This window comes from Nostoc sp. (assembly GCF_054880495.1).
On record NZ_JBTYKD010000223.1, the window covers coordinates 59,049 to 77,766 of the forward strand.

An 18,718-nucleotide genomic window follows, 5' to 3' on the forward strand; every position below is an offset into this window, starting at 1 on the left:
CTGAAAACCATGACTCTGGAAATTAAACATTTTGATCCCAGGCTCAATCAATGGATTTATACAGATGAGCGCCAAACTATTTTAACTGAAAATCTCAGTAATACTTTACTGGAATTTTACTTTCCTGATAAAAAATTCTCCTTTGGACATTCAGATGAATACAGTACAGACGAAGAGTTTAAAAATCATCCAGATGGACACATTTTACTATTATCTTCAAAAACTCGCTTACTTTATGGAGAAAAAGAATGCTTAGAAACGATTCAAAAAATTTGTCCAGATAGTAAAGACCGAGGTGCTTATGGTTCCATCTTCCTTGGTGCTTGTAAAAATGCGATTTACGAAAAGCTAAACATTCTGGTAGTAGATGATTCTACTGATAACAGGGGTGAAAATGGAGGGATATTATCAAATGATTTGGCATATAAACTAGTCGGTGACTGTTATGGACAGATTTCAACACAACTCTATGACAAAGTAACCTTAAGAGAATCCCAAGCAGATAAAAACTATCGTGTAATTCAGCATCGATTTGGTTGGGTGGATGGAGTTGGAGAGGATACAACTAAATATCGTTTTGGCAAAGGAACATTCCGACCATACAACTTAGATGAAATAGAATATGCAGATCCCAAGAGCAAACCAAAAATAGACATAATTCTCCCCGTAAGCAGTTTTAAGGGAACAGACAAGGATAGACCCAAAGGCCCTACTAAACCGCAGATTCAACCAGGATTATATCAGCAAAATATTTGGTTAGCTGAAAAAGGGCAATCTCAGCAAGGTCAAATGTCTATCTCCCAACTGCTGGCATCTTTCCCCCAAGGGATTAAAGATTTTGCCGAGGAACTAGAGGTACAAGCTCAAAGATTAGCCTCTATTCAAGATGACCCTAGAATTGTTGCTGCTTACTATTGTGAAAGATACGAAAAACGTAAAGAATCATTGAGCCAAAATAAATTAAAAACATCAAAAACTATTAATCAAGAAACAGATGTTAAAAACTTAGGGACAAATGATGACTTAGATGTAGATCAGGACTTGGATGACGAGAGTACTAAAGATGACTTGTTCATGTACAAACTCATTAAAGCCGATTTACTTGGGCATCAGCAGTTATTAGAAACTGAGAAGGTCAAACAGGAATTAAGTCGGTTTGTACAAAGTGAGTGGCGAGATATTGCTGTTGGGAAAACGCTTACTTTTGACCGAGGGATGATTATTCCATCCAAGGAACTCAAAAATGGTGAAATTTGTGTATCTTGGCTTGATGAGCAAGAAAAAATTCTTAACTTCCGTTCTCCTTTCCTCAACTCTAATGGTTTGTGTGTTTCTAATAATAAATATGTTGAGGAGCAGCTAGGGCCAGATGGTGAACCCTTAGAAGGCATAATTGTAGTCAATGACGAAGACCACAAGCGCATACAGCAAAGAATCACAGAGTTAGAAGCACGAGGAATCAATGCTGATTTTATCGACCCAGCAGAAACCGAATCAGAACGCCAAGCACGAGACTACGATGGTGACTGCATTGGTGTAGCAAAAGCCAGCTTATACCCTAATCTGACAGCAGAGGCAGAGCGAAGAAATCTTCCCCAAAACGCCTATTCGCCCACAGTTAAGCTCAAAAAACAATCATTTTATGATCCCACCGATGGAAGCCAGCCTCCATTTGAAAGAATCGCTATCCACATGAGTGATAGCATCAGCGTGGGCATAATCAACAATCAAGTTACTGCACTGGAAGCATTAGAATCAGAAATTGAGGTACTAAACACTTATGGGACTTTAGAACAAAAATCAGAATATTTAGAGCAAGTATCTAGCCACTATCAAAGTTTATTTGAACAGGAATATGACGAGAAGCCTAAACCAATTAGAGCAGAGTACAAACCCTTTATGCAATCTGTTGTAGCTCTAGCAGAGAATCCCAACAGAACTCCAGAGATTATTCAGCAGGCGATGGATGTTAACCGCCTGATGTACCGAGAAATGATTGGTGAGGGATGTTATCAAAACCAAATAGCGGTTGATTTATTCAAAAGTGCTAAAAAACCTGAGATGGATAAAATCCGGGAAAACAGCCGCTACTTGTATCGTGATGTTAATTATATTAAAGATAAGAAATCTTCGTCAGCTTATTTAAGTACGGGGATAACACCAAAAGGTTTCTCACCAGTAGAATTATTAATTAGCCAAACCAATAAATATTTCCAAGAATCACAGTTAGAATCGCGTCCCATAGTCCAGTTTAAAGACTTGTTCCAAGGAGTAGAATTTACACCACAGCAGAAATTTGCAGCGATCGCCGCTAAGTACGAGTTTGATCGGAAATTCAATGCTGCGGTTCGGATGTCTCAACGGCGTGAAACTGAGAAAGGGCCATCCGCAATCATCCAAACTCTACAGTCTTGCCAACTCGAAATTACCAATCTCACCCGTTACGGGCATCCCCTAATCTGGAAAGCCCAGACGTTGAACATTCGCCTAGATGAAATAAGAGAGAAATTCAGAAGTTTTGAACGCCCTCACCGATTATTAGCAGTTGCACAGATAGATGGTGAGATAGGTTTGGATGGGAAACCCGCATACCGTCAGTTGGGAACAGTTAGCCAACAATCTGTGACTGACTACAACCTCAAACCGGGGATGGCGACGCAGGGAGCTAAAGTAATAGAATTTAAACCAGAACTTACTAGAAGCCAAACTAAACTACTCTTCAGCAAGGCGCAAGAGACGGCAGAAGCATTTTACGCGAAGATCCCAGAATCAGAAAAACTTGCATCCGCCGCCGCCGCTTGGAACATCTGTGCATCCCGCCAAGATGAACTCGAAGTTGCACGTAAAGAAAACACCGAGCCATCAAACATCGCTAAAAAAGTCTCTAATTTTGCCTTCGCTGCTTTTCCAACTGAAATTATTTCTCGCTTAGATAAGTTGCAATTTACTGAACCGAAGTTAGTCACACTTTTGAATGAAGCGAATCAATTTTTGGGTCGAGACTGGAAAAGAGATGAAAAACACCCGATAGAAATTAGGGCTAGCCACCACCCAGTCGGACATGAACGCTACGTTTCCAGACTAATGTTTGTCCAGGATACTGACGGCGAATATAAGGAATTCGCCATGCTTGAAACTAGAACCGCACAGCTTCCCATTGGTACAAAAGCGCTCTCTTGTATGGTTGGGGTAGAACCTGCCACTGCCAAAGCAACTATTGGACTGCCAGGAAACGAGCCGATTGAGATTACTATCCGCGAACTTAAAAACTTCTCTTACGCAGGACTTGTTTTTAACGACCAACCCGTAAATTTAGAATTTGGTACTGTGTCGGTTCCTGATAAAACTGTCAAGATCAAAATTGATGGTAAAACTTTGGGGGAGTTAGACAGTGATTCTCTTCAACAGTTAAAAGAGATTAACTATCTCAAAAATGGTAATCCCCTAAAGTTAAAACTCACTTCTATCTCGGAAGCTGGAGATCAAGCTTTTGTGCTGGGTGAGTCCCCAAATGGTCATCTCCTCAAAATCAATAAAATCAACTTTTATGATTTTTCTGGTCAGACATTCGATGATTTGGATTACCGAAAACTGACTATCGAAACGCCACCTTTAAAAACTAGAGATGCAGTATTTCTCAATGGTGAACCCTTGGGAGTATTGCATTTTAAAAAAGACAAAGACGCGCTCAGACAGCTTGGACTACTCAAAACCGGACAACTTACACACGCCGACGCTATTATTCAAAGTAATTTTTCTGTTATTTGCGCTCAAATTGACCCTAATACCGTTGAATATCCCCAGAAGTGGACGAAGGAATTTCAGATTTTCTCGACTCAATCAGTGAACCTTCAACAGCAGGAGATGATTGATAGTAGTGCGAAAATCCTACATCATGTTAAAGAGCGTCCTACTTTCTTATTTTCTACAGAATCAAACAAAAAACTTGGAGTCATGGGCTTGGCTGTTGACAACCAGAAAGCTGAGACTGTGACAAAATGGTTAACTGCTCAAAAAGTTGAATGGCAGCAAGTACCAACAGAAGATGTTATCAGGGAAACTAAAAAAGGTCTAGCGGTATTTAACTTGGTTGATAGCTCCATCCCTGCCAAAACTTTGTCGAGCATGACCAAGAAATTTGGGGCAATTATTGAATCGGATAGTGACTATCAACAAAGAGTTAATTCCCTCGCCACACGACCGCAATTTCTAAAACCACCAGAACAAACAGCACAATCACAGCTTTTGCAAAGCCGACATTCCACTCCACCCCAAGATATTCAAAATGTCGCCCCTCCTGTCATCAAAGGCAAACCGATTCCGATGAACTACCCTTTAATGATGCATGGTGACACTAATCCAATACCAGTAAACACTTGTATTGATGCGATGAGAGGATATGGTCGAACTCATACCACCAAAGCTTATCAGCCATACAAACAGTATGGGTTTAAGGAAGATGATATTGCTCTGGCGACAGGTATTGATAAGCAAGTCGCCTTTCGAGTGGGTAAGCAGTATCAAATTACACCTAATATGATTACTGACCCTGTTTATCAACAGCAGTGGGCTGATATGGAAAAGCACTCACCCAAGGCATTACCAGAACTGTTCACGGGCAAAGGGCAGGTGTGGGGACTACATCTTGAACCCTTGGGGGATTATGTGGAGGGTTTTATAGTCCCGTTTCCTGAACCACAAAATAGAGCCGCACCCAACCAAACAGTCCAAACTCAATCAGTTACTATTGATGACTTGAGAAATTGGTACAATGCCGCAGATAAGTTAGGGAAGTCGGAGAATTACAAAAAACGCATTGTAGAAGTGGCTAATCGGTTTAAAGCTGGTGAGCAATTATCAGCCGAAGCGTTGACAGTAATGAATAAAGATACATCTGAGCTTGAAGCCATCAGTCGGCTGAGTCAAATTGCTCAAAGGATTGGCATGGTCTGGGGTAAGTCTGATGAAAATGGTACTCAAGTTCAAGGAAAGATTTATGACTTGGCTTTCAATACCCAGCAGAGAGATTTAACTATTTCACAGAAGAATGGGGAGGTAATTTTAAAATTGCAATCTGGTCAGGTGCAGACTAATAAACTAACTCCACAGATATTGCAAACTTTTGAGGATGTTAATACTCAAATTGATAAAATATTAGCTAAATCTCAAACGCAACAAATAGACTTACAAAGATAGATTGTAAGAATTCAGCACTTCTTTCTCTAGAAACTGTAAGCGGATATGTAATTGAGAGAGAGCCAGTGGAGTTGTAACAGTCGAGTGGGATGAAGGTGGGGTTTTTCGAGGCATAGAAGATTTATGCTTTTTCAAGGGAAAAAACTCTAACGACAATTGACATCTCAATGATGATACACGAATGTCTACTGAGATTAATTTCCTGGAGAGAGCTTTGCTTGTAACTGCTGAACTTGCTCCACTGTTAAACCTGTTACCCGTGTAATTACTTCAATAGCTAGACCCTCGTGCAGTAAGTTCAATGCTACTTTTTCCAAAGCTTTTTGAGCGCCTGACTGTTCCCAACTGGTTACGATCTCCATAATCTCCTCCTGTTCATCTAACCCCATTGTACTGATTGCCGCTTGAAAGACCTGTTTCTCAGTATCGTCGAGCCTCAAATACGTATCAACGAACCCAGAAATCAATTGCATCCTTGCTGGGTCTAATTTTAACGTTGCCAGCAACCGCAGACATTCTGCCTTAACCTGTGGACGTTCTTCTCTTGGAATATTCATTTTTGACATCAATGCTGCTGCCACCGGATTTGACTGTGTTAAAAAATCTCGCCAATTTAAACGATTTAATTGAATTGCCTTGAACCTATCCCACTATTCTAAAAATTCCTACTTCTTTCCGTAAAATGTGCTTGAAAGCCTTAATTTATCGTTTGCAGTTCTCAATAAGCTTAAGCTTTGTAGCACAAATATTATTAGTGGGATAGGTTCCTTGAAATTAAAATCAAGTACATTTAAATCAGGAAACCTTACAGAGTGATTAGTCGATTCAGCGCGTTTCGGTTCATCAAATGAGAAAATCACTACAGGATAAATCGCACAATCATATTTCTCGTACAGTCGAGCAAAATATTTAAACATCCGCTTGGCAAATGCTGTCTCAGTGTAAGACTGATTTTCAACATGAATTAAAAAACAAGTGTCTTGCTGCTCGAAGCGGCATTGAGCCAGTAAATCAATTTCCTTTTTTTCCCCAGAGGTGACATCAGTAAACACTTCTTGGGGGAGAAACTGAATGGAATGCAATCTTGTACCATGAATGGTTTATTATTGAAAGAGCCGGAATTTTTGAATAAGGAATAATCAGCAGTGACTATTTTCCAGTAGTTGCGGTTGAGGGTGTGAGATATTTATCGTACCAAGCTAAATAACGTTCTAGGACATCACGTTGATAACTCGGTTTGCTGATGCCGTGAGACTGTCCAGGATAAACCACTAATTGAGTATCAATTCCCAGACTTTTGAGTGCTTGATACATCTGTTCCGAGTTATGTAGTGGTACAGAAAAATCCCTATCACCTCCCAGAAATAGTGTTGGTGTAACAATGCGGTCAGCGTGAAGAAATGGGAAAGAAATTCGTAACCAGACATCGAGGTTCTTCCACGGTACACCAAGCTCTTGTTCATAGTCATCAATATACTCATCAGTACCATAGGTCGCCAGAATATTTGATTCACCAGCCCCACTGACTGCGGCTTGAAAGCGGTGATCTTGAGCAATAGTGTAGTTGGTCAACATTCCCCCGTAACTCCAGCCACCAATTCCTAAGCGCGATGGCGAAGCAATTCCGGTAGCGATTGGGCGGCAATTGCATACAGATCCCAATTATTATTGCGATCGCTCTCTTGACCACGTTTGCTCACAAAAGCAATATTTTTGCTATCACCAGACCAAGCAGGTAAAGACTCATTAAATGAACCTGGAGTGAGAATATCTGTTTTGCGAGTTGCTAAGTCCAATACATAAAGATGTTCACGACTTTTACCGATAAAACCCACACCATCTTCTAAGAAGTGAAATTGATCAATAACAATCGGTGGTGGGGTTTTCCCATTAAAGGGTGTTTCTGGAACTTGCGAGAAATACTGCTCGGCTAGTTCTGAAGTTAACATTAACCACATGGTTAATGAAAATCCGCAGACAGAATTTGATAGCCCGTGGAAACAAATACTACAATTATATTTTCAAGATTTCATGCAGTTTTTCTTTCCACAAGCGCATGAAGAGATTGACTGGAGATGGGGCAATGAATTATTGGATAAAGAACTTCAGCAAGAGTCAGAGGAATTTACAATTCGTAACAAATCTGGAGTTCGCTGAAACGGCGCAAAATCGTTTTAAAATGAGAATTGCTGAGGTTTGAACTTTAACCTTAACACTACTTCCGTATCACTACCCGGCTATCCGCCACCACAACCACTGTCAGAGTCATCACCACAACTACTGTCAGAGTTGCCACCAAAATTATCTCCACCAACGCAACCACCAGACCAGCCATCATCAGTGTAACCTCCCTTAATGCGAGGAACTGATGGATTCTTTATCCAATCTACAATTGCTACAAGAAACTGTATAATCCCAAATGCCGCCGCCAGACAAATAACGATAAGTAGAGTTCCCGTTAATGGACTGATTTTGCTTTCAGAATTACCTATATAACAACCACTTAAGATCAAAGTTAGAAGGACGGTTACACAAGCTGTTGCTCTATTTGGAATCCCCAACTTTGGTTCCTGGGCGTTCATTGGTTAGTTACTCTCTCTTTTGCTTGAAAAGAAAAACTTATGCCCTACCGCGTTCACCGAGTAGCACTATCATAAAAATACCATATTCTGGGAAAAGCAAATGATGATTTGTTAAAAAACATAATTCCTTTTTTCAAGCCCCCGACTAAAGCCCGTGGAGTAACAATTACGAATTACTGTCTTCGCAGCGTTAGCGACGCAGGAGCGTCATTACGAATTATCAATTATGAATTATTTTGACAATGCTATTTGCAATCGCTAAAGTAGGCTGTAATAACTCTGCCAAATCACAACAACCTGATGCGAATACTCCATCGGTTGCAAATCTCATTGCGTCCAGTCCAAACCCAGCACCAGCCTCGACCACAAAAAATGCTGCTGATACCAAGCCGCCTGAAAAGACGAGCAGTTCAAGTCATTCGTGACTATATTAGAATTTGTACCTTATTATACTACTGCCAGAGGGTTCATCTGCAATTAATTGATACTCAGTTATTTTTTTACTGATATTTTGTGCCTACATCTGTAAAGGTGAGGCTATATAAGTACCTCGGCAAAATTAATTATACATTTTGTCAAAAGATAGAAATCCCTGTAATCTGCTTCTGTTCCCTGTTCCCCATTCCCTATTCCCTTCTCGAAATGTGCAATTTATTTTGCATGAGTACTTATTATCTATGCACTGCCAAATTCAACGCCAACTAACCATAGCTTTAGAAAATTATCCCGGTCGTCTAGCTGCGATGAGTAGCGCGATCGCAAGTAGCGACGGAGATTGTCTGTGTGCAGAACCAGTACAACGTGGCACACCGGGAAGATGATGCTTTCATCGACGATCTCGCACAGCAGGGCATCGCTTATGTGCCGTTCTTCCCTCTGGGTGGGTTCACGCCGCTACAATCTTCAGTACTTGAAAGTACCGCCAAGTCTTTAAACGCGACACCGATGGAAGTAGCGCTTGCGTGGTTGCTTCAGCGCTCCCCCAATATCTTGCTGATTCCCGGCACCTCATCGGTTGAGCATTTACGTCAGAATGTCAAAGCTGCGGCGCTGCAACTGGAGCAGCAAACGGTGGCTGACCTGAACGCGATTGCAGCAAAACCGCTGGCAGATCGCTTGAGTTAGTAATTTGAGCTTTGACACAAACTGCTTGACAAACTCTTGGCACAAGAGTGAAATTGTTCTTGGGCTTCCATGTATCATTAGCTCAATAGGTATTGAGCGCCAACTGGTGTTACCAAGAAATGCTCATGAACAACGCTTATTAGAAGAGTCAGCAAGCAAACTGAATGAAGCCTACAATTCGGGAGCATAATTAAAAAACCCGGCTTCAACAAAGTAAGCCGGGGTAAGCACTTATAAAAAATGACAGTTAAACCTTAGCCGTGGATAGCAGGGGCATTGAAAGCTACTGGTGCTGCTTCACCCGCAGCCAAATCTAGAGGGAAGTTGTGAGCATTACGCTCATGCATTACTTCCATACCCAAATTGGCACGGTTAATCACATCTGCCCAAGTGTTAATTACGCGCCCTTGGGAGTCGATGACAGACTGGTTGAAGTTGAATCCGTTCAAGTTAAATGCCATCGTGCTGATACCCAAAGCAGTAAACCAGATACCAATCACAGGTAAAGCTGCTAAGACAAAGTGCAGCCATCGGGAGTTTTGGAAGCTGACATATTGCCAAAATAGCCGTCCCAGATAGCCATGAGCCGCAACGATGTTGTAGGTTTCTTGTTCTTGACCGAACTTATAGCCGTAGTTTGCAGATTCGGTTTCGCTAGTTTCACGAACTAAGGTAGAAGTCACCAAAGAACCGTGCATCGCAGAAATTAAAGCACCACCAAACACACCAATGACACCTAACTGATGGAATGGATGCATCAGGATATTGTGTTCAGCTTGGAACACCAGCATAAAGTTGAAGGTTCCAGAAATACCCAAAGGCATACCATCAGAGAAAGAGCCTTGGCCAATGGGGTAAATTAAGAAGACAGCAGTCGCAGAAGCCAGGGGAGCGCTATAAGCTACACAGATCCAGGGACGCATTCCCAAGCGGTAGCTCAACTCCCATTGTCGTCCCATGTAGCAAGCGCAACCAATTAAGAAGTGGAAGATTACTAGCTGGTAGGGACCACCGTTGTAAAGCCACTCATCTAAAGAAGCAGCTTCCCAAATGGGGTAGAAGTGTAAGCCGATCGCATTTGAAGAAGGAACAACCGCAGCAGAGATAATATTGTTGCCATAAATCAAAGAACCAGCAACAGGCTCACGGATACCATCGATATCTACGGGGGGCGCAGCAATAAAGGCGATGATGAAGCAAGTGGTAGCTGTTAGCAGGGTGGGAATCATCAGGACACCGAACCAACCGATGTATAGACGATTATCAGTGCTAGTGATCCACTCACAGAAACGCTCCCAGACATTGGCGGTAGAGCGTCTTTGTAAGGTAGTAGTCATAGTTTAGAATAATTTCAAGGATTTTGTTGATGATTTAAAGTTGTTGTTCGTTGGGAATCAACAACTGATAGCATCTTAAAAAAGTTGCTAAATCTTTGCAGTAACTAATAGTTATTGAAAGTTACAAGTTGAAGTTAACTTTAGTAAGCAACCTCTGGGTAAATGACTGTCGAAGAAGCCTTAGCCATTGTTGAAATAATTCTGGGGAAAACATCTCTAAATGACTTGCAAGAAATTATTTTTCGACAGTCATGGGAACAGAAAACGTATCCAGAGATTGCTGAAAAGTTTGATTATGATGCCGACTACATCAAAATTGTCGGCTTTCGACTCTGGAAAATGCTCTCCAAGGCGATGGGTGAGAAAGTTACTAAAGATAACCTCCGTTCGTCTTTGAGAAGATGGTGTTATCGTCAGAATAATACTGGAGAAATCAAGCCTGATAATCCCATAAAAACTTATCAAGACTGGGGTGAAGCGCTCGACGTTTCGATTTTTTACGGACGTTTCCAAGAAATTGCCACCTTAGAGCAGTGGATTAATCAAGACCGTTGTCGGTTAGTGGCCCTATTGGGGATTGGGGGAATTGGTAAAACTTCTTTATCTGTGAAGTTGAGTGAGAAACTCCAGGGAAACTTTGAGTATGTTATTTGGCGATCGCTCTATAATGCCCCCATTATTGAAGCGCTACTCACTAGCTTGATTCAAGTTCTTTCTCAGCAACAGCAGGGAGATTTACCCGAATCTGTCAGCGCTCGCATTTCTCGACTGCTTATCTATCTCCAAAAACATCGCTGTCTGCTGATTCTCGATAATGCAGAGACAATCTTAACCAGCAATGAGGGTCGAACAGGTCAATATCGCTCTGGTTACGAGGGGTATGGCGAACTTTTTAAGCGAATTGGTGAGTTTCGCCACCAAAGTTGTTTGGTGCTGACTAGTCGAGAAAAGCCTAAAGAGGTGGCGATACTTGAGGGCGAAAAGTTGCCTGTTAGAACTATGCAATTATCTGGTTTATCCATTGCTGATGGGCAAGCAATTTTTAGCTGCAAAGGTAGCTTTATGGGATCGGTTCATGAATGGCAAACTCTAATTCAATCCTATGCAGGTAATCCGCTAGCACTTAAAATTGTAGCAACCACCATCCGGGATTTATTTGATAGTAATATTTCTAACTTTCTTGCTCAAGGTAGTGTTGTCTTCGGTGATATTCAAGATTTGCTCGAACAACAGTTTCAACGTTTATCAGCTTTAGAGAAATCAGTCATGTATTGGTTGGCAATCAACCGCGAACCTGTAAGTTTTGCCGAAATACAGGCTGATTTATTATCCTTGATTGCGTCTTCTCAACTCCTAGAAGCATTGTCAGCTTTAGAAAGACGCAGCCTGATTGAGAAAGGTAGTGGTTTATTCACACTACAGCCTGTGTTGATGGAGTACATTACTAGTCGTTTGATTCAACAGGTTTGTGTTGAAATTGAAACTCAAAATATTTCTCTTTTCAAAACTCATGCATTGATCAAAGCGACGGCGAAAGATTATATCAAAGAAATTCAAATTTACTTAATTCTCAACCCTGTAATTAAAAAGTTGCTTTCTTTGTTCGGACCGGCAAATCGGATTGAAGCTCAACTGATGACAATTCTGGCATCACTTCGCGGCAAAAAAACAATGGATGCTGGTTATGTGGGTGGAAACACGATTAATTTACTTCATCATCTACAAATGGATTTAAGCGATCGCAACTTTTCTAGTTTGACGATTTGGCAAGCTGATTTAAAAGGTGTGAATTTACACCAAACCAATTTCGCCTATTCAGATTTAACTAAATCTACTTTTACGGCAAATCTCAGCTATACCTTTACACTAGCAGTTAGTCCAAATGGCAATCTTCTGGCAATCGGGGATACCCTTGGTCAAATTTCCCTATGGCAAACAACAGATGGACAGCAATGCTTAACCTGGGAAGCACATACAGGTTGGGTGCGTTCTATTGTATTTAGTGCTGACGGACAAACCTTATTTAGTGGCAGTGATGACCAAACTGTTAAACAATGGGATCTCACTGGTCGATGCCTACAAGTATTCAGGATGCACACAGGCTTTGTTTGGTCTGTAGCCCAGGCTCGGCAAGAAAACTATTCAGTCCTTGCCAGTGGTGGTATGGATCAAACGGTTAAATTATGGGATATTCAGACAGGGGAATGTCTGAAAAGTCTTGAAGGACACACAGATTGGATCTGGGCGATCGCTCTGAGTAAAGATGGTAAAACTTTAGCAAGTGGTAGCGCCGACCATACTATCAAACTTTGGCATGTCAATACAGGTGAGTGCCAGAAAACACTGCAAGCACACACGGGTATTGTGTGGTCTGTAGCATTTAATGCCGATGACAAAATGCTGGTAAGTGGTAGCGCTGATGGTACTGTGAGGATTTGGGATTTAGAAGCAATGCAGTGTTTGCAAACTCTCCACGGTCATACAGCCCATGTCTGGTGTGTAGCTTGTAGTGCTGATGGTCAAACGCTAGCAAGTGGCAGTGGTGATACAACAATTCGCTTGTGGGACATTCATACTGGAGAATGCCTGAAAACTTTGTCAGGGCACACCCACACAGTGCGATCGCTGACATTCACTCCAGATGGAAAAACCTTGATTGCCAGTGATGACAACCAAACTGTTAAGTTCTGGAATATTCATACAGGACAGTGTTTCCGAACTTTTCGCGGACATGGTAGTGGTGTGTGGGCATTAGCGACCTTTCCACTTGATGAAAATGACCGCAGCCAAGTCTTAGCCAGTGGTGAAGACCAAACAGTTAAACTATGGGATATTCATACTGGGAAGTGTATCAAAACCTTTACTGGTCATACTAATTGGGTACGAACCGTAGCTTTTCATCCCCAAGGTAATACCATTGCGAGTGGCGGTGCAGATGAAACAGTGAGAATTTGGGATATGGAGACAGGAAATTGCCTGCAAGTCTTGCGGGGTCATACAAACTGGCTACTTTCAGTTACCTACAGTCCCGATGGACAAACCTTAGCCAGTAGTGGTAGCGACAAGCAGGTACGGATTTGGGATGTCAATACTGGGAAATGCCTGGGTGTGTTATGTAATCACACTAATATTGTCTCATCACTTGTTTATAGTCCTGATGGCAAGATGCTAATTAGTTGCTGTGCAGATTCCCTAATTCGAGCTTGGGATGTTGCTACAGGGGAATGCTTGAAAATTTTTCGTGGGCACACAAACGGTGTGTGGTCAGCTAAATTTAGTCCAGATGGGCAAACCTTGCACAGTAGCAGTCAAGATGCAACCATCAAAATTTGGGATTTCAAGACTTGCCAATGTCTAAGAACTTTGGAAGGACATACTGATGCTGTGATCAGTGCTGCCAGTCCTGATGGTTGTCTGCTGGCAAGCGGAGGAACCGACCAAACCGTGAGAATTTGGGATATGAAAACTGGGAAGTGCTTGAGAGTATTGATTGGACACACACGATGGATTTTTGCGATCGCATTTATCCATTCTCCGGTTAAAAGTCCAATTCTTGCTAGCAGCAGTGAAGACCAGACCATCCGCTTATGGAATGTCGAAACAGGTGAATGTCTGAAAATTATCAGAACTCCTAGACCTTATGAAGGCATGAATATTACAGGGGTCGTTGGTTTGACGGAATCTGTGCAAGCGTCACTTTTGGCACTAGGAGCTATAATAGAAGGTTATTAAAGAAGTCGGAAGTCGGAAGTCGGAAGTACAGTTTTTTAAGGGGGATTTAGACCCCGCCACAAAACTTTCTGCCATTCTTAGGCAGGGGAATTAAACCCCCAAACTTTGGTAAAAGGTTATCAGCAGCTAAAGACGGTAATGAGTATTACATCTGATTCCAATAGCAATCCAACAGTTTCGACCGAATCCTTTCTGCCCATAGAAGATTATGGGGTGATCGGGAATTGCCATACCGCAGCTCTTGTCAGTAGTTGTGGTTCGATTGATTGGCTTTGCTTACCTCGGTTTGATTCGCCGTCTTTGTTTGCTCGAATTTTGGATCTAGAATGTGGCGGGAGCTGGAGTATTCAGCCAACTACTGCTTGGTCAAGTAGTCATCAGTATCTGAACGAAACTAATGTACTAGAAACTATTTTTAGGTGTGAGTCAGGACAAATTTCGCTGCTGGATTTTATGGAAATTAGCAACCAGGAGCAGCAGCAAAGCCGAATAGCACCTGGCAGACTAATCCGAATTGTCGAGGTTAGTGAAGGAACAGTTGAAATTATTAGTACTTGCTCTCCTCGCCCTGACTATGGGCGCACAATTCCCAAGTTAGTCAAATCTGGCAACGAAGTCAGGTTTGGTTCATTCACGGTTACTGGACCTGTTGAATGGCATTTGGACACAACAAGTAATACATTTATCTGTCAGATCATCCTCCACGCCGGAGAGCGAGTTGCATTCACGCTTTTGACTGAGGAGGATGAGGATGAGGATGCACAACTGCCAAATCTAGATCCAATGGATGCCCTGGCATCAACTTGCGCCGAATGGCGGCGTTGGGCGAATAAGTGTACTTATCAAGGAGCGTATCGAGACGCAGTTATCCGCAGTGCGCTGACCTTACAGTTGATGACTTATGCCCCTTCAGGAGCAATTGTAGCTGCACCAACAACTTCGTTGCCAGAAGAAATTGGTGGGGAGCGGAACTGGGATTATCGCTTCACCTGGATTCGGGACTCATCATTTACTCTTTATGCATTGCTATTAGCAGGTTATCTTGATGATGAGTGTCAGTTCTTCAATTGGATCACCCAGACTGTGAAGATGGAAGGAACTGGAATCAAAATCCTTTACCCGATTACATCAAGTGGACAGGTTGTTGAGCAAACCTTAAATAACTTGCGGGGATATCGAGACTCGCAGCCAGTTCGGATCGGCAATGGTGCAGCAGGACAAGTTCAACTTGATGTCTATGGTGAGGTACTTAGTGCTTTACATTTCGCCTGGAAGGTTGGAAAGTACGATCCAACTGCAATTTGGGAACACATCTGCCCACTAGTAGATTGGGCAGCTGAACACTGGCACGAACCAGATAGCGGCATCTGGGAAGTGCGTGGGGGTTTGCGACATTTTGTTTACGGGAAAGTGATGCTGTGGGTGGCATTAGACTGTGGCATCGAAATGGCTGAGGCGCTTGAGCTAACTGGTGATACTACCCGTTGGCGACAGGAACGCCAACTAATCCGCAATGAAGTGTTTGAAAAAGGGTGGAGCGAAAAACTTGGTGCCTTCAAGCAATCCTACGAGGATGAAACTCTTGATGCCTCTAATTTACTAATGTCTAGTGTTGGCTTCATTGATGGAACTGATCCGCGCATGGTGTCAACAATTGATGCGACTATGGAACATTTAGTTGAGAATGGACTGTGTTACCGTTACCGAGATGCACCAGAAGGCGTGAGTGGTAAAGAGGCATCCTTTGTTCTTTGCACCTTCTGGCTGATCAACGCACTTATCTTGGCTCAAAGGGCTACAGAGGCTCGTGTTTGGTTTGAGCAAATGCTGGCACGAAGCAGTTCGTTGGGACTATTTGCAGAAGAAATTGACTTTGAGACAGGGGCGCATCTTGGTAACTTTCCCCAAGCCTTTTCGCATATTGGCGTGATTAACGTTGCCGTTTCCTTAGCACATACAGGTAATATCGGAACAGTTGAGCGGGTGCATATTGATGCAGCAAATGCTGCATCAAGAGGTGGCGGTGGTATTCAGTAACAGTCAACTACAAACTTGGGAAAACAAGCATAAAAATAGTGGTTTCAGGCATTGTGAATCAGGAAGCAAACACCATTGGTAATGCAATACTTCTCGGATTTTGGGGAAAAGGGAAAGAAAATACCTTTAACCATTAATCTTTACCCTTTTCCCAAAACCCGATTCCGAATTAAAAATGCACAAAGCGAGAAGTATTGATTGGTAATGGAGCAATGTCTACGATGGGCTGTGTCTACCCAGATTGACATTATGCAGCTTCAATGTCGATTAGCTATTTACTTTTGCTCATAAACTCCAACCAGCCGCGCCTGTTCAATTACATGGTCAGCGATCGCATTAAGTAGTTGCTCGCGGTTCATATTTGGCTTTAGTCCAAGCTCTGCATCTAGGGCATACAACCAAAAATAGTAATGGTGAAGTCCATGCCCCGGTGGTGGAGCAGGCCCGGTATATCCTGGCTGATTGGTACTATTCACGCCTTCAGTAAATTTACTACCACCCATCCATCCCGGCTCGGTGAAAGAAGTTTGTATCCGTTAGACCCGGCATGAGTGCTGTGACAACCAGATCAAAGCCATTTTGAGCAAACTGTTTGGCGAGTTCATAGCCGATACCACTTGAGGCACCCGTTACAACAGCCAGGGGACGGGTCAACGTCTGATTCATAATGTTCAAAACTCCTAAACTGCTTTACTTGCAATAGCTGACTGCAAATGGGAGCAATGCGATTACAAGCTTTCGACTTTTACCATCCTACGGAAGCAGTTGTGTGTTAGCGTCTTCCTAGTGAAAGATAACAACTGTATATTTGAGAGTCAATAACCAATATCATTGGTCTAAACGAAATCATACTCATAGCCGAACAAATATTGAATTTGATGTAGTATTAGATTTTACTAATTAATCGGCGAAATTCAAGCTAGTGTAATTACTGAGAAAGAGAAAAGGGAAATGTTGAAGAAAAAACTTCTCCCCACAATGCCAAGAAGTGAAGAAGTCTATTTTTTACTAACCCAAGCAAGATCGGAAATTCTCGAAAAAATTGCGTTAGATACTGCTCCGATTAAGGCTGACCAAGAAAGTCTCCTTTGCCAAGTTCTACACCGCAGTGCCTAAGAATGTCATACGCTGTTGTGACATGGAAATAAAGGTTTGGTAAAACAAAATATAGGAGAAATGGCATTCCTTGAAAAGAAAGAGTATTGTCACGCATCTGTAGGGTAATTTCTCTCTCTTCTGAACCGTCAATTTGCTCAGGTTTAAAAGTATTTAAATGAGAGATAGTTTTTTGAATGCGATCAATAAGTTGACCAAATGTAGCTTCATTGTCCTCGAATTTAGGTGGTTCTATTCCTGCTAACCGTGCGGCACCTCTATTTACTATGTCAGAGGCAATTTGCACTTGTTTTGATAATGGAAACATATCTGGGGATAGACGACTATTAATCAACACAGAAGGATCTATTTTTTTAGTTTCTGCATAAGCAGCACCTTTTTCAAGAATGTTTGTAAGGTTATTCAGTGTGCGAATAGACACGGGTATTAAAGCTTGGTACATTGAAATGGTCATTGAGATTTCTCCAGAAAAAGTTCAAAGGACTTTGATCTGCCCCATCTAATATTAGGGGGTATTGACTGTGATGTTGTGTCAAAGAATATGGAACCTAATTTAGTCACAGATCCAAAGATACTAAATGTTTTGAACGAACTTATACAACGGGAACCGATTTTTCATCGTCCAGAGTTGGGGACGACACGTGCCGACTTTGAGCAGATGACAGAAGCCACATTTTGGGAAGTGGGTGCGTCGGGTCGGCGTTACAGTCGGCAGTATGTGTTGGATGAGATGGAGAAGCGTTATGCCAGCCCAGAGGAAGACACATGGCAGACTCGTGACTTCCATTGCCTTGAGATTGCCGCCGAAAACTATCTTGCAACCTATACCCTGATTCAGGGTACTCGCATTACCCGACGCTCAACGATCTGGCGACAGACACCGCAGGGTTGGAAGATTGTGTATCACCAAGGAACCGTGGTAGAAAATGCCTGAATAGAATGTTTACACTGTGTACCGCTACGAGTTCTCGATATGCTATCTGACGTTGGTGTGCGACTAGAATTTTGGTCAGGCTCAAAGACAGCCCCCATAGTTAATAATCTCTGGATGCTGGATAAGAGTTAGTTCTTTTTGCTTGGGAGGAACTGACCTTTTAGCGATCGCTTTCTCCCGGATTTCTCACGCCATCTATTCAGTCCACTGCGGGGCATCGACAAGCAGTTGGGCAAACTTTTTGGGGTAAGCAATCCTCAAACTCCAGCATCACGCCGCGACACTCACCACTCTTGCCCAAAGTATTGTCCATCTTCTCCAACAGCGATGGCGCTGTTTCGCCTACGGCAGGCGATCGCCAGCCACAAGCAGAGGCTAAAAATGCTTTTAAAAACCTCTTAGTAAGAAACTTTAGAACTTAGGTTTTTACTTGGGTTGCCACAATGGAGTGATATCAAGGTTTTCAGCAGGAGATACGGCATTTCTAACCTACGCCGGTACGGTTTACACCCCTTTCATTCTTGTAAAGCTATCGTAACATTTATTTACATAAGGTAATATTTGCTTACAGCAATTTTCAGGTAATTGAACCACAAACTGCGGTAGGCTGGGAAGGGAGTTATTGTTAGATCCGATGCCAATATCTTACTCAGGAGATT

The 18,718-nt window shown here is 42.4% G+C and carries 17 protein-coding genes; 8 read left to right on the forward strand and 9 right to left on the reverse strand.

Annotated features, from left to right (window positions below; genetic code table 11):
- Positions 1-9 precede the first annotated feature (9 nt).
- Positions 10-5,196: a hypothetical protein gene (locus tag ACYTXL_RS21080; RefSeq protein WP_461926430.1), complete on the forward strand. Its 5,187-nt coding sequence runs from the start codon at positions 10-12 to the stop codon at positions 5,194-5,196.
- 194 nt (positions 5,197-5,390) lie between these two features.
- Here the strand turns inward: ACYTXL_RS21080 and ACYTXL_RS21085 are convergent, their stop codons facing one another.
- The 4 genes from ACYTXL_RS21085 to ACYTXL_RS21100 all read right to left on the reverse strand — a co-directional run bounded on the left by ACYTXL_RS21085 (position 5,391) and on the right by ACYTXL_RS21100 (position 7,154).
- Positions 5,391-5,753, reverse strand: a complete 363-nt coding sequence (locus ACYTXL_RS21085) for an RpnC/YadD family protein (RefSeq protein ID WP_461926431.1) — start codon at positions 5,751-5,753, stop codon at positions 5,391-5,393.
- Between the two features lie 108 nt (positions 5,754-5,861).
- On the reverse strand, positions 5,862-6,278 hold the full coding sequence (locus tag ACYTXL_RS21090; protein WP_461926432.1) for a hypothetical protein: 417 nt from the start codon (positions 6,276-6,278) through the stop codon (positions 5,862-5,864).
- Between the two features lie 67 nt (positions 6,279-6,345).
- Positions 6,346-6,771: an alpha/beta hydrolase family protein gene (locus ACYTXL_RS21095; protein WP_461926433.1), complete on the reverse strand. Its 426-nt coding sequence runs from the start codon at positions 6,769-6,771 to the stop codon at positions 6,346-6,348.
- A 26-nt stretch (positions 6,772-6,797) separates the two neighbouring features.
- Positions 6,798-7,154: a TolB family protein gene (locus ACYTXL_RS21100; RefSeq protein ID WP_461926434.1), complete on the reverse strand. Its 357-nt coding sequence runs from the start codon at positions 7,152-7,154 to the stop codon at positions 6,798-6,800.
- Between ACYTXL_RS21100 and ACYTXL_RS21105 the strand changes: the two genes are divergently transcribed.
- Entirely contained in the window at positions 7,153-7,353 is a 201-nt protein-coding gene (locus tag ACYTXL_RS21105; RefSeq protein WP_461926435.1) for a hypothetical protein, read from the forward strand. The genes ACYTXL_RS21100 and ACYTXL_RS21105 overlap by 2 nt on opposite strands.
- Positions 7,354-7,433: 80 nt before the next feature.
- Here ACYTXL_RS21105 and ACYTXL_RS21110 read toward each other — a convergent pair whose 3' ends face one another.
- Positions 7,434-7,778, reverse strand: coding sequence for a hypothetical protein (locus ACYTXL_RS21110; RefSeq protein ID WP_461926436.1), 345 nt, complete (start codon positions 7,776-7,778; stop codon positions 7,434-7,436).
- Positions 7,779-8,455: 677 nt separating this feature from the next.
- On the opposite strand from ACYTXL_RS21110, the gene ACYTXL_RS21115 reads away from it, so the two are divergent.
- Together ACYTXL_RS21115 and ACYTXL_RS21120 are read left to right on the forward strand one after the other, a co-directional pair.
- A complete protein-coding gene (locus ACYTXL_RS21115) occupies positions 8,456-8,599 on the forward strand; it encodes a hypothetical protein (protein ID WP_461926437.1) in 144 nt (47 codons plus the stop codon).
- On the forward strand, positions 8,562-8,903 hold the full coding sequence (locus ACYTXL_RS21120; protein ID WP_461926438.1) for an aldo/keto reductase: 342 nt from the start codon (positions 8,562-8,564) through the stop codon (positions 8,901-8,903). Before ACYTXL_RS21115 ends, ACYTXL_RS21120 begins: the two co-directional genes overlap by 38 nt.
- A 254-nt stretch (positions 8,904-9,157) precedes the next feature.
- Here ACYTXL_RS21120 and psbA read toward each other — a convergent pair whose 3' ends face one another.
- On the reverse strand, positions 9,158-10,240 hold the full coding sequence (psbA, locus tag ACYTXL_RS21125) for a photosystem II q(b) protein (protein WP_461926439.1): 1,083 nt from the start codon (positions 10,238-10,240) through the stop codon (positions 9,158-9,160).
- A gap of 162 nt (positions 10,241-10,402) precedes the next feature.
- On the opposite strand from psbA, the gene ACYTXL_RS21130 reads away from it, so the two are divergent.
- A complete protein-coding gene (locus ACYTXL_RS21130) occupies positions 10,403-13,972 on the forward strand; it encodes an NB-ARC domain-containing protein (RefSeq protein WP_461926440.1) in 3,570 nt (1,189 codons plus the stop codon).
- Positions 13,973-14,110: 138 nt separating this feature from the next.
- The gene (locus ACYTXL_RS21135) at positions 14,111-16,009 is read left to right on the forward strand and encodes a glycoside hydrolase family 15 protein (RefSeq protein ID WP_461926441.1); all 1,899 of its coding nucleotides are present in this window, start codon (positions 14,111-14,113) and stop codon (positions 16,007-16,009) included.
- A gap of 275 nt (positions 16,010-16,284) precedes the next feature.
- Here the strand turns inward: ACYTXL_RS21135 and ACYTXL_RS21140 are convergent, their stop codons facing one another.
- The 3 genes from ACYTXL_RS21140 to ACYTXL_RS21150 form a co-directional block, all read right to left on the reverse strand.
- Positions 16,285-16,512 carry a YbhB/YbcL family Raf kinase inhibitor-like protein gene (locus ACYTXL_RS21140; protein WP_461926442.1) on the reverse strand — a complete coding sequence of 76 codons (228 nt, stop codon included), beginning with the start codon at positions 16,510-16,512 and terminating at the stop codon, positions 16,285-16,287.
- Positions 16,502-16,675 carry an SDR family NAD(P)-dependent oxidoreductase gene (locus ACYTXL_RS21145; RefSeq protein WP_461926443.1) on the reverse strand — a complete coding sequence of 58 codons (174 nt, stop codon included), beginning with the start codon at positions 16,673-16,675 and terminating at the stop codon, positions 16,502-16,504. The genes ACYTXL_RS21140 and ACYTXL_RS21145 overlap by 11 nt, the downstream gene beginning before the upstream one ends.
- 397 nt (positions 16,676-17,072) lie before the next feature.
- On the reverse strand, positions 17,073-17,579 hold the full coding sequence (locus ACYTXL_RS21150; protein ID WP_461926444.1) for a DUF1993 domain-containing protein: 507 nt from the start codon (positions 17,577-17,579) through the stop codon (positions 17,073-17,075).
- Between the two features lie 87 nt (positions 17,580-17,666).
- On the opposite strand from ACYTXL_RS21150, the gene ACYTXL_RS21155 reads away from it, so the two are divergent.
- Entirely contained in the window at positions 17,667-18,059 is a 393-nt protein-coding gene (locus ACYTXL_RS21155; protein ID WP_461926445.1) for a nuclear transport factor 2 family protein, read from the forward strand.
- 228 nt (positions 18,060-18,287) lie between these two features.
- On the forward strand, positions 18,288-18,461 hold the full coding sequence (locus ACYTXL_RS21160; RefSeq protein WP_461926446.1) for a hypothetical protein: 174 nt from the start codon (positions 18,288-18,290) through the stop codon (positions 18,459-18,461).
- Positions 18,462-18,718 lie beyond the last annotated feature (257 nt).